This window comes from Jannaschia sp. Os4 (assembly GCF_016820245.1).
Classification (GTDB): domain Bacteria; phylum Pseudomonadota; class Alphaproteobacteria; order Rhodobacterales; family Rhodobacteraceae; genus Jannaschia.
Genome location: NZ_JAFCAR010000005.1, coordinates 553,276 through 566,366, shown reverse-complemented (window position 1 = coordinate 566,366; position 13,091 = coordinate 553,276). Strand labels below are relative to the sequence as shown.

The following is a 13,091-nucleotide window of genomic DNA, read 5'->3' as shown; positions in this document are numbered from 1 at the left end:
TCTCTCTGGCCGGAGGTCCCGGGGCGCACCCGGGGAGGGCGGCCCTAGTCCTTCGGGATGGGGCGCGTGCCCGTGATGGTCAGACCGTAGGCGTCGAGGCCCACGACCTTCGGCTTGCCGGAGTTGGTGAGCAACTCGATCTCGTGCAGGCCGAGTGCCGCGAGGATCTGCGCGCCCAGCCCGTAGCGCCGCAGCGTCTCGGGCGAGACGCCGCCGGTGCCCAGCTTCATCTCCGTGTCGCGCAGCAGGACCACGACGCCGCGCCCCTCCTCGGCCACGATGCCCATCGCGCGGGCGAGGTCGCTGTCGCCGAGGCCCAGCACGTCCTCCAAGGGGTCCAGCGCGTGCATCCGCGTCAGCACCGGCGCCGGCGTGGACAGGTCGCCCATCGTCAGCACCACGTGCTCGGACCCCTGCGTGGCGTCTGTGAACACCCGCATCCGCCAGCGCCCGCCGTGGCGCGAGGCGACCTCCCGGCTCTCGGTCTCGCGCACGAGGTTGTCGTGGCGGCGGCGGTAGGAGATCAAGTCGCTGATCGTGCCGATCTTCAGCCCGTGGCGCTGCGCGAAGGCCACGAGGTCCGGCAGGCGCGCCATCTCCCCGTCCTCCTTCATGATCTCGCAGATCACCCCCGCCGGGATCAGCCCCGCCAGCCGCGCGATGTCGGTCGCCGCCTCCGTGTGCCCCGCCCGGACCAGCACGCCGCCGTCGCGGGCGCGCAGCGGGAAGACGTGGCCCGGCGTGGCGATGTCGGACGCGCCCTTGGACGCGTCGATGGCCACCGCGACCGTGCGCGCCCGGTCATGGGCCGAGATGCCGGTGGACACCCCCTCGCGCGCCTCGATCGAGACGGTGAAGGCCGTCTCGTGGCGCGAGGAGTTGTTGGACGCCATCAGCGGCAGGCCCAGCGCGTCGATCCGCTCGCCCGGCAGCGTCAGGCAGATCAGGCCGCGCCCGTGGGTCGCCATGAAGTTGATCGCGTCGGGCGTCGCCATCTGCGCCGGGATCACGAGGTCGCCCTCGTTCTCGCGGTCCTCGTGGTCCACCAGCACGAACATGCGCCCGTTGCGCGCGTCCTCGAGGATGTCCTCGATGGGGGAGATCACGTCCGAATGGTCGCGCTCGACCGGCCCGGGGGCCTCGAAGGGGATGGGGTCTGCCATGGCCTGCCTCCTACGCCCGCCACGCGCCCCGCGCCACCCGGCGACGCGCACGGCGACTGTGCGTCACTTCGTCTGCATGTCCCGGATCATCGCCATCATCGCGCGCGCCGGGGCCACCCGGCCCACCGTGTTGAGCATGAGCGCCAGCTTGCGGTCGTTGATGACCTCCAGCTTGCCCGCCATCGCGCCGTCGTAGCCGACCTTGGCCACGTCGGCTGGGGTCGCACCCGACTTGGTCAGCTTGGTCCCCTCGAGATCGGCGCGCGCGGCGAAGCCGGTCTCGACGTAGCCCGGGGCCAGCACGGTCACGGTCACGCCCTTGGGCCGCAGCTCCGCGTCCAGCGCGAAGGAGAAGGAGCGCACAAAGGCCTTCGTGGCGAAGTAGGTCGCCTGCAGCGGCCCCGGCATGTGCCCCGCCGTGGAGCCGACGTTGAGGATGCGGCCCCTGCCCCGGTTGGCCATGTCCCCCCCGACCGCATGGCACAGCGCCATGACGGCCTTCACGTTCAGGTCCACCATGGCGAGGTCGTCGTCGAGGGGCCGGTCCACGAACTCTCCCCGCCCGCCGAAGCCGGCGTTGTTCACCAGCAGGTCCACCTCCCGCCCCTCGGCGGCGGCGGTCGTCGCGGCGAGGCCCTCCGGCGTGCCGAGGTCGGCGGCGACGGTATCGACGCCGACGCCCTTCGCCTCCAGCTCGGCCTTCAGGTCGGCGAGCTCGGCCGCGCGGCGGGCCACGAGCAGGAGGTCGCCCCCCTTCGACGCGTGCAGTTCGGCGAGGGCGCGTCCGATGCCGGAGGTGGCGCCGGTGACGAGGGCGAGGTTGGGCATGGGCGTCTCCTTCGGCCTCTAGGTCGGGACGCCGGGCGACCCCTGCAAGCTCAGCCGCCGAAATACGCCTCGCGCGAGACCCAGCCCGCCGCGCGGGCGGCGGCGCACCATTCGCGCTCGACGGCGGTGGCGCCGACCATCACGACCCCGTCGCGCGGCAGGGCGCGGGCCGCGAGGACGCCGTCGAGGCGGCGGCGCATCGCCCCCCACGTGTCGGTGAAGGGCGGGGCGCGGGCGGCCCAGTCGAGCGGCGGCGGCGCGTCGTCGGGGAGCGGGAGATGGACGAGCACGCCGCGCTCCGCCGCGACCCCCGCGAGCTTCTCCAGCGCCGCCGGGGCCGGCGCGGGCCGCATGTCGAGCGCGTTGGACGAGAACAGCAGCGCGATCACGTCGCGCCCCGTGGTGGCCCGGATCGACGCGTAGGTCTTGTAGGGGAGGCCCAATGCTGCAGCGCGGCGAACCCGCATGCGGACGATCTCGATCGGCAGGCGCGGCGCGACGAGGTCGGCGCGGGCGCGGCGCCAGAGGTGAAGCCGGCCCGCGTAGCCGTCGGGGTCGTGGTTGGAGTTGTGGCCGATGCCGTGGGTCATATGCCGACGTTGCGCCGGCCGCGGCGCAGGAGCAAGCTTCGCGCATGGAGCTTCCGATCACCGACAGGCGCGTCACGCTGCGGCGGCTCGCGCCGGGCGACCTCGACTCCTTCCTCGCCTACCGCACCGACCCGGCGGTGGTGGGGCTGCAGTCGCACGGGGACATGACGCCAGCGGGGGCGGAGGCGATGCTGGCGGACGACGGCGCGCTCCTCGCGCCGGGGCGGTGGACGCAGATCGCCGTCGAGGTGGAGGGGCGGCTGGTCGGCGACATGGGGCTGCACCCGGCGCACGGGGCCGTGGAGATGGGGATCACGCTGGCGGCGGAGGCGCATGGCAGCGGCATCGCGCGGGCCGCCGTGGCGCTCGCGGCCGGATGGGTCTGGGCAGCGACGGACGCGGCGCGGATCGTGGCCATCACCGATCGGCACAACGGGGCCGCCCTCGCGGTGCTGGACCGGATGGGGTGGCGCGAGGCGGAGGTGGAGGCCGCCTTCGCCGTCGATCCTGCGACCGAACGGTCCTTCGTCCTCGACCGTCCACGCGTCTAGCCCCTCGTCCCGGGGGGGCGTGCCATCCCGGTGGGGCAATCGCGCTCCGGGCGGGCCGGGCGGCGTCAGGCGAGCCAGCCGACGCCGGCCCGCGCGCCCGCTTCCGCCGCCGCCCGATCCGCGTAGCCCCCGCGCGGCGGATGGAGCCTGCGCCAGCCGTGGGCGTCCTCGGGATCGCGGCGGCACTCGGCCCACGCCCACCCCTCGCCGCGGATCAGGTCGACGCAGCGGTCGCCGGTGGCGTCCTCGAGGGACGCCTCGACGACGCCCCTCACCCGAACTCCCGCAGGCGGGCGACGTAGCGGGCCAGCGTGTCGATCTCGAGGTTCACCCGGTCGCCGACCCCGCGCTCGCCCCACGTGGTCACGTCGCGGGTGTGGGGGATCAGGTTGACGCCGAAGCGCTCGCCCTCGACCTCGTTCACCGTGAGCGACGTGCCGTTGAGCGCGACGGAGCCCTTGGGCGCCACGAACCGCGCGAGGGCCTCCGGCGCCTCGAACACGAGCCGCAGGGAATCCCCCTCGGGCCGCGCCTCGACGATCCGCGCCACGCCGTCCACGTGCCCCGAGACGATGTGGCCGCCTAGCTCGTCGCCGACCCTGAGCGCACGCTCGAGGTTCACGCGCCGCCCCTCCGCCCAGTCGCCCAAGCTCGTCTTGGACAGGCTTTCGGCGGAGACGTCCACGTCGAACCATCCGCGCCCCCCGTCCCGTCCCCGGTCCACGACCGTCAGGCAGCACCCGTCGCAGGCGATGGACGCGCCGAGGTCGATCCCGTCGGGGTCGTAGCCCGTCCCGATGCGCGCTCGCAGGTCGCCGCGCCGCTCCAAGGCGCGGACGGTGCCGATGTCGGTGACGATGCCGGTGAACATGGGCGCATCTCCTTCGCGGCCCGGCCTAGCGGGACGCCGCCGAGGGGTCCAGCCGCCGCAATCGCGCCGCAATGCCGCCTTCCCTCCGCCCGGCGCCGTGGAAACAATGGCGCGGTCGCAAGGAGTCCGCCCGGATGCGCGAGCCACGCCGCATGATGTTCCTCCAAGGGCCGCACGGGCCCTTCTTCGCCCAGCTGGCGCGCTTGATGCGCGCGGCGGGGGCCGAGGTGCTCCGCGTGGGCTTCAACGCGGGCGACGCGGCGTTCTGGCCGGACCGCGCCACCTACGTCCCCTTCCGCGGGACGCCCGAGGCGTGGGCCGCCGAGGCGGGGGACCTCATGGACGCGCGACGGATCACGGACCTCGTGCTCTATGGCGACACCCGCCCCGTCCACGCGGCCGCGGTCTCGGCCGCGAAGGCGCGCGGCATCGCCGTGCACGTCTTCGAGGAAGGCTACCTCCGCCCGTGGTGGGTGTCCTACGAGCGCGGCGGCGCGAACGCCCATTCCCGGCTGATGGACCGCACCGTGCCGGAGATGCGGGCCGCGCTCGAGGCGCTCGACCTCGACCTGCCCGACCCGCCGGCCCATTGGGGGGACATGCGCCACCACGTGTTCTACGGCGCGCTCTACCATGCCTTCGTGCTCCTGGGCCGGGGCTATCCGAACTTCCGCCCCCACCGGGGCGTCTCGGTGGTGCGCGAGACGCGGCTCTACCTGCGCCGCCTCGTGACCATGCCGTTCACCGCCCTGTCGCGCCGGATCGCCCAGCGCCGCGTGACCCATGGCGGGTTCCCCTATCACCTGTGCCTGCTGCAGCTCGCCCACGACGCGAGCTTCACCGAGCACTCCGGCTACGCGCGAATCGAGGATTTCCTCTCCGAGGTCGTCGCCGCCTTCGCCGAGGGCGCGCCGCCCCACCACCATCTGGTGTTCAAGGCCCACCCCCTAGAGGACGGGCGCGCGAACGTGCGGGCCGCGATCCGCGACCTCACAGCGCGTCACGGGCTCGGCGGACGGGTGCACTACTTGCGGGGCGGCAAGCTCGGCGGCCTCCTCGACGAGGCGCGCAGCGCGGTGACCGTCAACTCGACGGCCGCCCAGCAGGCGCTGTGGCGCGGGCTTCCGGTCAAGGCGACGGGGCGCTCGGTCTACTCCAAGCCCGAGTTCGTCAGCGACCAGCCCCTCCCGGCGTTCTTCGCGGACCCCGCGCGCCCCGACAGCCGCGCCTACCGGGCCTACCGGCACTACCTCCTCGAGACGTCGCAGATCGCGGGCGGCTTCTACTCGGCCCGCGGGCGTCGCCAATTGTTGCGACAAGTGGGCGACATGATGCTCTCGGGACACGATCCCTACGACGCGCTGGACGCAGGGACTCCCGCGCCGCGACGGATGTTGAAGCTGGTGGGCGGCTAGGCCTACCGAAACGATGACGCGAGAGGCGGGATCAACCCGCCCGAGCAGAGGCAGAGGCGGCGCGACCGCGCCGGGACGAGCATGGCACGACTACTCAACACCACCGCGCTTGTCGCGCTGGTGGCGGCGACCGCCGCCTGCGACATCCTTCCCCGCTCGGGGCCGACCAAGCGCGAGATCTTCGCCGGATCGGTCATGCGCGAGGGCGACGCCTTCGTGGTCGACGTCAACGCCCGCGTGACGGCGGCGACCGCGATCACCCCGTCCCTTGGCTTCAGCCACGCGTTCCAGAACGCGGGCCTGCTCGGCCCGGACACGATCCGGCCCGGCGACTCCCTCGGGCTGGTGATCTACGAGAACGTGGAGGACGGCCTGCTGACCAGCGCGGGCGCCTCCGCCTCGCTGATCGACGAGGTCCAGGTCGACAGCGCGGGCTTCATCTTCGTCCCCTACGCGGGCCGCATCCGCGCGGCGGGCAACACGCCCGAGGGGCTGCGCCGGGTCATCACCCAGCGCCTCGACGAGCAGACGCCCGATCCGCAGGTGCTCGTCCGCCGTGTGGCGGGCGACGGCGCAACGGTCACGGTCGTCGGCCTCGCGGGCGGGCAAGGCGTGGTTCCGGTCTCGCGTCCGACGCGGATGCTGTCCTCCATCATCGCGGCGGCCGGCGGCGTCGCCGCGCCGCCCGAGGTCGTGAAGGTGACCGTGGTCCGGGGCGGCCGGAAGGAGTCGGTCTGGTTCAGCGACCTGTTCCACGACCCCCGCATGGACATCGCGGTGCGCGACGGAGACAAGGTCTTCCTCGAGCGCGACACCCGCGCCTTCTCGGTGCTCGGCGCCACGAACCAGCAGACCCGGCTGGAGTTCGAGACCCAGACGCTCTCGGCCATCGAGGCCATCGCGCAGGTCGGCGGCCTCTCGGCGCAGTTCGCCAACCCGACGGGCGTGTTCGTCTTCCGCAACGAGCCGGAGGCGGTGGCCCGCCGGGTGATGGGCCGCGACGACCTGATCGGCACGCAGCGCGTCGTCTACGTGCTCGACCTGACCGAGCCCAACGGCATGTTCGAGGCGCGCGACTTCCTGATCCGCGACGGCGACACCCTCTACGTCACCGAGGCGCCGATCGTCGCGTTCAACCGCACCGTTTCGGCCGCGCTCGGCACGCTGGGCGGCGCGACGCAGGGGGCGGCGGCGCTCGGCGTGCGCTGACATGCGCACCGCCCGCTTCGTTTCGGGCGGATTCCTCGACACGCGCATCCGCCGCATCGCGTGGCTCTCGGGCATCGACCTTCGCACCGGCCTCCCGCGTACGGGCGAGGCCGTCGCCGCGTGGGGCCATGCCGGCACCTCCCGCCGGGCCGAGGCGGTCGCCGCGCGGACGGGCGCGGAGATCCTGCGGTTCGAGGACGCTTGGCTGCGCTCCCTGCATCCGGGCCGCGCGCGCCCGAAGGAGCCGACGCTCGGCCTCTTGGTCGACCGGCGCTGCCACTTCGACGCGCGGGGGCCGTCCGACCTCGAGGACCTGCTCGCCCACCACCCGTTCGACGACGGCGACCTGATCGGGCGCGCCCGCGCGGCCATGGACGAGATGGTGCGCGCCAAGGTCACGAAATACGCGGCCACCGCCGGCGAAGCCCCCGCGCCCGGCTACGTGCTGCTGATCGACCAGACGAGCGGGGACGCGTCGATCGCGCTCGGCGGCGCGTCCGCCGCGACCTTCGGCACGATGCTCGCCACCGCGCGGGAGGAGCATCCCCACGCCCGGCTGCTGATCAAGACCCACCCGGAGACGGCGCGCGGCCACCGCGCGGGGCACTTCGCGGCCCCCCTGCCTCCGGACGTCGAGCTCTGGGACGCGCCGACGGCGCCCGCCGACCTCTTCGCGGGGGCGGTCGCGGTCTATTGCGTGACGTCGCAACTCGGATTCGAGGCGATCCTGCACGGTCACAGGCCGGTGGTGCTCGGCCAGCCCTTCTACGCGGGCTGGGGCCTCACGGACGACCGCAGGCCGGTCGACCGGCGCACGCGCCACCTCACCCGCGCGCAGCTCTTCGCCGGGGCGATGGTCCTCTACCCGAAATGGTACGACGCCCACCGCGACGAGCTCTGCGGCCCGGTGGAGGCGGTGCGCGCGCTGGAGGCGCGGGCGCGGGCGTGGCGCGAGGACCGCGACGGCTGGTCCGCGCCGGGGACGCGCCTGTGGAAGCGGCCCCACGTGAAGCGGTTCCTGTCGGGGCGGGTGTCGTTCGGCGCGGGGCGTCGGCCATTGGTCTGGGGCGACCGGGACGGGCCGGACGGGGCCGTGCGGATGGAGGACGGCTTCCTGCGGTCCAAGGGGCTGGGAGCAGACCTCGTGCCGCCGCTGTCGCTCGTGCTGGACGGGGCCGGGATGTACTACGACCCGACGCGGGGCTCGGACCTCGAGGCCTGCGTGATCGCCGCCTCCAAGCGACCGCCGGAGGCGCTGGCGCGGGCGCGGGCCCTGCGGTCGGCGGTAATCAAGGCGGGCCTGTCCAAGTACAACCTCGCGGGGGACGTGCCCGATCTGCCGGCGGACTACATCCTCGTGCCCGGGCAGGTCGCGGACGACGCGTCCATGCGGCACGGCGCGCCGGGGACCACGAACGAGGGGCTGCTGCGGGCGGCGCGGGCCGCGTTCCCCGAGGCCGTGCTCGTCTACAAGCCGCATCCGGACGTCGAGGCGGGCCTGCGCGACGGGGCCATCGACGCGGGCGACGCGGACCTCGTGGCGGCGGGCGCGCCCGCCGTTCCGCTGATCGCCGGCGCGGCGCGGGTGTGGACGGCCACGTCGCTGATGGGGTTCGAGGCCCTGATGCGCGGCGTGCCGGTGTCGTGCGTCGGCACGCCGTTCTACGCGGGCTGGGGGCTCACGGACGACCGCGGTCCGGTGCCCGCGCGGCGGCGGGCGGCGCGGCCGTCCTTGGACGCCTTGGTTCACGCGGCGCTGATCGCTTACCCGCGCTACTTCGATCCTGTGACGCGGACGGCCTGCCCGCCCGAGGTGGCGGTCGACCGCCTCGCGCATGGCCCCCTGCCCTGTCCGGGTCCGGCGAACCGCGGGCTCGCGAAGCTGCAGGGGGCGTTCGCGAGCGTGCCCTTCTGGCGATAGCCGCAGCGCCCGTCCCTAGACCCCGATCAGCCGCGCGGCCGTGTCGCCGTCGAGATCGGCCATCGCACCGGTCCAGACGTCGCGCCCCCGCTCGAGCACCACCGCGCGGTCGGCCACCCGCGACAGCTCCTTCAGCGACTTGTCCACGAGGAGGATCGCCAGGCCCTCGCCGCGCAGCCGGGCCACCGCGTCCCAGATCTCGGCCCGGACGAGCGGGGCCAGCCCCTCCGTCGCCTCGTCGAGGACGAGGAGGCGCGGGTTCGTCGCCAAGGCGCGCCCGATGGCGAGCATCTGCTGCTCCCCGCCCGACAGCGTCCCCGCGCGCTGGCCCATGCGCTCGCCGAGGCGGGGGAACAGGTCGGCCACCGCGTCCGCGTCCCACGGGCCGGGGCGGGCCACGCAGCGGAGGTTCTCCGCCACCGTCAGGCCGCCGAAGCAGCGCCGCCCCTCGGGCACCAGCCCGAGGCCGAGCCGCGCCGCCCGGTGCGAGGGCAGCCGGTGGAGGTCGCGCCCGGCGAACGCCAGCCGCCCCCGCGACGGCATCATCCGGCAGATCGCGCGGATGGTGGTCGTCTTGCCCATGCCGTTGCGGCCCATGAGGGCGACGGCCTCGCCCTCGGCCACCGCGAGGGTGACGCCGAAGAGCGCGGGGACCGGCCCGTAGGCGGCGGTGAGGCCCTCGACCGCGAGCATCAGCCGTCCCCGAGATAGGCCGCGCGCACGTCCGCGTCGGCGCGGATGGCGGACGGCGTCCCGGTGGCGATCGCGCGGCCCGCGACGAGCACGGTGATGCGGTCGGCGAGGGCGAAGACCGCGTCCATGTCGTGCTCGACGAGGAGGATGGGCGCCTCGGCGCGCAGCCCGTCGAGCAGAGGGGTGAGGCGGCGGGTGCCCTCCGCGCCGAGGCCCGCCATCGGCTCGTCCATGAGGAAGAGCCGCGGGCGCTGCGCGAGGGCCACGGCCACCTCGAGCTGGCGGCGCTGGCCGTGGGACAGGTCGGAGGCGGGGGTGCCGCGCGCCGCAAGGCCCACCCGGTCGAGGGCGGCGCGGGCCGCGTCGCGCAGCGCCGCGTTGCGGGCGGTGCGGTGCCGGAGGCCCCCGTCCCGGCCGAGCGCGCCAAGCATGACGTTCTCCTCCGCCGTGGCCTCAAGGGCGAGCGCGGAGACTTGGAACGTGCGGGCCAGCCCCGCCTTGGCGCGGCGCGCGACGGACCAGCGGGTGACGTCCGCGCCGTTCAGGCGGACGGTGCCCGCGTCGGGCGCGAGCGCGCCGGAGATCTGGGCGATGAGGGTCGACTTGCCCGCGCCGTTCGGCCCGATGACCGCGTGGATCTCGCCCGCCCTGACGTCGATCGACACGCCGTCCGAGGCGAGGAGCGCGCCGAACCGCTTGGTCAGCCCGTCGGCGGCGAGCACCTCAGACATGCGGCCCCGCCCGGCCCGTCAGGAGGCCGACCACCCCGCCCCGCGCGAAGAGCACGATGCCGAGCAGGATCGCGCCCAGCCAGACCAGCCAGAACTCGGTGAGGCCGCCGAGCCAGTGCTCCAGCGCGACGAAGAGCGCCGCGCCGATCACCGGCCCCGCCAAGCGGCCGGTGCCGCCCAGCACGATCAGCACGATCAGCTCGCCGGAGAGCTGCCACGAGAACATGCTGGGCGACACGAAGCGGTTGAGGTCGGCGAAGAGCGCGCCCGCGAGGCCCGTCAGCGCCCCGGACAACACGAAGGCCGCGAGCTTGAGGCGGCGCGGGGAAAGGCCCGCCGCCTCGACGCGGGCGGGGGCTTGGCGGGCGGCGTCGAGGGCGAGGCCGAAGCCGCTCGCGCGCAGGCGCCACTGCAGGGCGACCGCGAGGAGGAGGACCGCGCAGCAGAGCGCGAAGAACTGGATCGGGACCAAGGTGTTCAGGCCGGGGAAGCCGTTGCGGACGTAGATCGAGAGGCCGTCCTCCCCCCCGTAGGCCGTCCACGAGATCGCGAAGTAGAAGGCCATCTGCCCGAAGGCCAAGGTGATCATGATGAAGTAGATGCCGCTCGTGCGCAGGCTGAGCAGGCCGATCAGCCACGCGACGAGGGCCGACGCGGCGGTGGCGACCAGCCAGATGAGGGGCATCGACCGGGTGCCCGCGATGGTGAGCGGGCCGATCTCCAAGGGGGCGTAGGTCTGGGCGTGGAACGCGAGGATGCCCATCGCGTATCCGCCGATGCCGAAGAACACCGCGTGTCCGAGGGACACCAGCCCGCCGATGCCCAGCGCGACGTTGAGGCCCACCGCGGCCAGCGCGAGGATCGCGGCCCGGGTGGCGAGCGTGATCGTGAAGGGCTCGTCCGCCGCCCACGCCCACAGCGCCACGGCGGGCAGGAGCGCGAGCGCCGCCGCGGTGACCCATCCCTCCGGAAGCCTCATGCGGGGCGCCCGAACAGGCCGGCGGGACGCCAGATCAGCACGGCGGCCATCAGGAGGTAGACGGACATCGAGGCGAGGGCCGAGCCCGCTTGGGTCGCGGCGCCGTTCTCCATGAAGAGGGCCAGGAGGTCCGGCAGCAGCAGGCCGCCCAGCGTGTCGGTCAGCCCCACCAGCAGGGCGCCGACGAAGGCGCCCCGGATCGAGCCGATGCCGCCGATGACGATCACCACGAAGGCGAGGATGAGGACCGGCTCGCCCATCCCGACCTGCACCGACTGGATCGCCCCGACGAGGGCGCCCGCGAGCCCCGCGAGCGCCGCGCCCAGCGCGAAGACCACCGTGTAGAGGGTGCGGATGTCGACGCCCAAGGCGGCGACCATCTCGCGGTCCTCGGCACCCGCCCTGATCCGGAGGCCGAGGCGGGTCCGCGTCGTCAGCCACCAGAGGCCGACCGCGACGGCGAGGCCCGCCCCGATGAGGGCGAGCCGGTAGCGCGGGTATTCGATACCGCCGGGCAGCGTGACGGGACCGGAGAGCGCGGCGGGGATGTCGAGGAAGAGCGGGAAGGAGCCGAAGGCCCAGCGCGTGCCCTCGGAGAAGATGAGGATGAGGGCGAAGGTGGCGAGCACCTGGTCGAGATGGGCCGCGCGGTAGAGGCGGCGGATCACCGCGACCTCCACCAGCGCGCCCGCCGCGGCGGCGGCGGCGAGGGCGGCTGCGAGGCCGAGGGCGAAGCTGCCCGTCGCGCCCGCCACGGCGGCGGCGGCGAAGGCCCCGATCATGTAGAGCGAGCCGTGCGCGAGGTTGATGAGGCCCATCACCCCGAAGATGAGCGTGAGCCCGGCCGCCATCAGGAACAGCATGACGCCGAACTGCAGGCCGTTGAGGACCTGCTCGATGAGGAGGATGGGGGTCACGGGGCCGGCGGGGCCCCCGCCCGGAGGCGGGGGCCGGAGATCACATCCCGCACTCGGCGGCGTAGGCGTCGGAATGGTCCTCCAGCGCGGGGCCGATCAGGCGGTTGGTGAACACGTCGCCCTCCTGCACCACCTCGCGGGCGTAGATCGTCTGGACCGGGTGGTGGTTCGGGCCGAAGGCGAAGTCGCCGCGCACACTCTGGAAGTCGGCGGCGCGCAGCGCCTCGCGGAAGGCGTCGGCGTCCGAGACGTCCGCCGCGTCCAGAGCCGACAGCAGGAGGTTCGCGGTGTCGTAGCCTTGGGAGGCGTAGAGCGACGGCAGGCGCCCGTAGGCGGCCTCGAACGCCTCCACGAACTCGGCGTTGCCGGGCACGTCGAGGTCCTTGTTCCACTGGGACGTGTTCACCACGCCCAACGCGGCCTCGCCCACGGCCTGCAGGATGCCCTGGTCGAAGGAGAAGGCGGGCCCCACCACGGGGATGTCCACGCCCGAGTCGGCGTATTGCTTCAGGAAGCTGATCCCCATCCCGCCCGGCAGGAAGAAGAACACGCTGTCGGCGCCCGACGCCCTGATCTGCGCGATCTCGGCGGCGTAGTCGGTCTGGCCCAGCTGCGTATAGACCTCGTCCGCGATCCCGCCCTCGAAGAAGCGCTTGTAGCCCGTGAGCGCGTCCTGCCCCGCGGGGTAGTTCGGCGCGAGGATGAAGGAGTTGGCGTAGCCCGCCTCGTTGGCGTAGGCGCCCGCCGCCTCGTGCAGGTTGTCGTTCTGCCACGCGACGTTGAAGTAGTTCTCGTGGCAGCCCCGCCCCGCCATCGCGGACGGCCCGGCGTTGGGCGACAGGTAGAACTTGCCCTGCGCGGTGGCCGACGGGATCACCGCCATCGCGAGGTTCGAGAAGATGATGCCGGTCAGCACGTCGACGCGCTCGGACTGGATCATCTCGTCGGCGAGCTGCACCGCCACGTCCGGCTTGCGCTGGTCGTCGCGGATCACGACCTCCACGTCGTCGCGCCCCGACCGCTCGATGGCGAGCATGAAGCCGTCGCGCACGTCGATCCCGAGGCCCGCGCCCCCGCCCGACAGCGTGGTGATCATGCCGACCTTGGTGTCGGCGGCGGCCGCCGTGGCCGCCAGCGCGGCGAGCGCCGTCGCGCACAGGAATCGCGTCATGGGTCGTCCCTCCCTCTGTCCCTCGCGGGTTTGTGCGACGGGCCGGGACGGA

At 73.8% G+C, this 13,091-nt stretch carries 14 protein-coding genes; 4 read left to right on the top strand and 10 right to left on the bottom strand.

The annotated features are described in order from the left end of the window. Window positions 1-44: 44 nt before the first annotated feature. The 3 genes from ribB to JQC91_RS16645 all read right to left on the bottom strand — a co-directional run bounded on the left by ribB (window position 45) and on the right by JQC91_RS16645 (window position 2,581). Entirely contained in the window at window positions 45-1,163 is a 1,119-nt protein-coding gene (ribB, locus tag JQC91_RS16655; RefSeq protein ID WP_203288542.1) for a 3,4-dihydroxy-2-butanone-4-phosphate synthase, read from the bottom strand. 63 nt (window positions 1,164-1,226) lie between these two features. Then, entirely contained in the window at window positions 1,227-1,991 is a 765-nt protein-coding gene (locus tag JQC91_RS16650) for an SDR family oxidoreductase (RefSeq protein ID WP_203288541.1), read from the bottom strand. Between the two features lie 50 nt (window positions 1,992-2,041). Beyond that, window positions 2,042-2,581 (bottom strand): hypothetical protein, encoded by a 540-nt coding sequence (locus JQC91_RS16645; RefSeq protein WP_203288540.1) that lies wholly within the window; start codon window positions 2,579-2,581, stop codon window positions 2,042-2,044. 44 nt (window positions 2,582-2,625) lie between these two features. Between JQC91_RS16645 and JQC91_RS16640 the strand changes: the two genes are divergently transcribed. Then, window positions 2,626-3,132 (top strand): GNAT family N-acetyltransferase, encoded by a 507-nt coding sequence (locus JQC91_RS16640; protein WP_203288539.1) that lies wholly within the window; start codon window positions 2,626-2,628, stop codon window positions 3,130-3,132. A 65-nt stretch (window positions 3,133-3,197) separates the two neighbouring features. Here JQC91_RS16640 and JQC91_RS16635 read toward each other — a convergent pair whose 3' ends face one another. Both JQC91_RS16635 and JQC91_RS16630 read right to left on the bottom strand, forming a co-directional pair. Next, the gene (locus JQC91_RS16635) at window positions 3,198-3,407 is read right to left on the bottom strand and encodes a hypothetical protein (protein ID WP_203288538.1); all 210 of its coding nucleotides are present in this window, start codon (window positions 3,405-3,407) and stop codon (window positions 3,198-3,200) included. Further along, window positions 3,404-4,003, bottom strand: coding sequence for a riboflavin synthase (locus tag JQC91_RS16630; RefSeq protein ID WP_203288537.1), 600 nt, complete (start codon window positions 4,001-4,003; stop codon window positions 3,404-3,406). The genes JQC91_RS16635 and JQC91_RS16630 overlap by 4 nt, the downstream gene beginning before the upstream one ends. Window positions 4,004-4,137: 134 nt before the next feature. Here JQC91_RS16630 and JQC91_RS16625 point away from each other — a divergent pair, with 134 nt between their 5' ends. The 3 genes from JQC91_RS16625 (at window position 4,138) to JQC91_RS16615 (ending at window position 8,548) form a co-directional block, all read left to right on the top strand. Continuing rightward, on the top strand, window positions 4,138-5,418 hold the full coding sequence (locus JQC91_RS16625; RefSeq protein ID WP_203288536.1) for a capsule biosynthesis protein CapA: 1,281 nt from the start codon (window positions 4,138-4,140) through the stop codon (window positions 5,416-5,418). Window positions 5,419-5,499: 81 nt separating this feature from the next. Next, window positions 5,500-6,627 (top strand): polysaccharide biosynthesis/export family protein, encoded by a 1,128-nt coding sequence (locus tag JQC91_RS16620; protein ID WP_203288534.1) that lies wholly within the window; start codon window positions 5,500-5,502, stop codon window positions 6,625-6,627. Window position 6,628: 1 nt separating this feature from the next. Continuing rightward, complete coding sequence (locus tag JQC91_RS16615) at window positions 6,629-8,548, top strand: capsular polysaccharide biosynthesis protein (protein WP_203288533.1); 1,920 nt, start codon at window positions 6,629-6,631, stop codon at window positions 8,546-8,548. Window positions 8,549-8,563: 15 nt separating this feature from the next. Here the strand turns inward: JQC91_RS16615 and JQC91_RS16610 are convergent, their stop codons facing one another. Genes JQC91_RS16610 through JQC91_RS16590 form a run of 5 tightly spaced genes read right to left on the bottom strand, consistent with a single transcriptional unit; the run spans window position 8,564 to window position 13,039 of the window. Further along, complete coding sequence (locus tag JQC91_RS16610; protein WP_203288531.1) at window positions 8,564-9,241, bottom strand: ABC transporter ATP-binding protein; 678 nt, start codon at window positions 9,239-9,241, stop codon at window positions 8,564-8,566. Beyond that, window positions 9,241-9,972 (bottom strand): ABC transporter ATP-binding protein, encoded by a 732-nt coding sequence (locus tag JQC91_RS16605; RefSeq protein WP_203288530.1) that lies wholly within the window; start codon window positions 9,970-9,972, stop codon window positions 9,241-9,243. Before JQC91_RS16605 ends, JQC91_RS16610 begins: the two co-directional genes overlap by 1 nt. Continuing rightward, window positions 9,965-10,951 (bottom strand): branched-chain amino acid ABC transporter permease, encoded by a 987-nt coding sequence (locus JQC91_RS16600; RefSeq protein WP_203288529.1) that lies wholly within the window; start codon window positions 10,949-10,951, stop codon window positions 9,965-9,967. Before JQC91_RS16600 ends, JQC91_RS16605 begins: the two co-directional genes overlap by 8 nt. After that, on the bottom strand, window positions 10,948-11,868 hold the full coding sequence (locus JQC91_RS16595; RefSeq protein ID WP_203288528.1) for a branched-chain amino acid ABC transporter permease: 921 nt from the start codon (window positions 11,866-11,868) through the stop codon (window positions 10,948-10,950). The genes JQC91_RS16600 and JQC91_RS16595 overlap by 4 nt, the downstream gene beginning before the upstream one ends. A gap of 40 nt (window positions 11,869-11,908) precedes the next feature. After that, on the bottom strand, window positions 11,909-13,039 hold the full coding sequence (locus JQC91_RS16590) for an ABC transporter substrate-binding protein (RefSeq protein ID WP_203288527.1): 1,131 nt from the start codon (window positions 13,037-13,039) through the stop codon (window positions 11,909-11,911). Window positions 13,040-13,091 lie beyond the last annotated feature (52 nt).

What these genes read in the sequence shown, in the direction of transcription:
- ribB (WP_203288542.1), bottom strand. Translation starts at nt 1,163, where the DNA reads ATGGCAGACCCCATCCCCTTCGAGGCCCCCGGGCCGGTCGAGCGCGAC.
- JQC91_RS16650 (WP_203288541.1), bottom strand. Translation starts at nt 1,991, where the DNA reads ATGCCCAACCTCGCCCTCGTCACCGGCGCCACCTCCGGCATCGGACGC.
- JQC91_RS16645 (WP_203288540.1), bottom strand. Translation starts at nt 2,581, where the DNA reads ATGACCCACGGCATCGGCCACAACTCCAACCACGACCCCGACGGCTAC.
- JQC91_RS16640 (WP_203288539.1), top strand. Translation starts at nt 2,626, where the DNA reads ATGGAGCTTCCGATCACCGACAGGCGCGTCACGCTGCGGCGGCTCGCG.
- JQC91_RS16630 (WP_203288537.1), bottom strand. Translation starts at nt 4,003, where the DNA reads ATGTTCACCGGCATCGTCACCGACATCGGCACCGTCCGCGCCTTGGAG.
- JQC91_RS16625 (WP_203288536.1), top strand. Translation starts at nt 4,138, where the DNA reads ATGCGCGAGCCACGCCGCATGATGTTCCTCCAAGGGCCGCACGGGCCC.
- JQC91_RS16620 (WP_203288534.1), top strand. Translation starts at nt 5,500, where the DNA reads ATGGCACGACTACTCAACACCACCGCGCTTGTCGCGCTGGTGGCGGCG.
- JQC91_RS16615 (WP_203288533.1), top strand. Translation starts at nt 6,629, where the DNA reads ATGCGCACCGCCCGCTTCGTTTCGGGCGGATTCCTCGACACGCGCATC.
- JQC91_RS16610 (WP_203288531.1), bottom strand. Translation starts at nt 9,241, where the DNA reads ATGCTCGCGGTCGAGGGCCTCACCGCCGCCTACGGGCCGGTCCCCGCG.
- JQC91_RS16605 (WP_203288530.1), bottom strand. Translation starts at nt 9,972, where the DNA reads ATGTCTGAGGTGCTCGCCGCCGACGGGCTGACCAAGCGGTTCGGCGCG.
- JQC91_RS16600 (WP_203288529.1), bottom strand. Translation starts at nt 10,951, where the DNA reads ATGAGGCTTCCGGAGGGATGGGTCACCGCGGCGGCGCTCGCGCTCCTG.
- JQC91_RS16590 (WP_203288527.1), bottom strand. Translation starts at nt 13,039, where the DNA reads ATGACGCGATTCCTGTGCGCGACGGCGCTCGCCGCGCTGGCGGCCACG.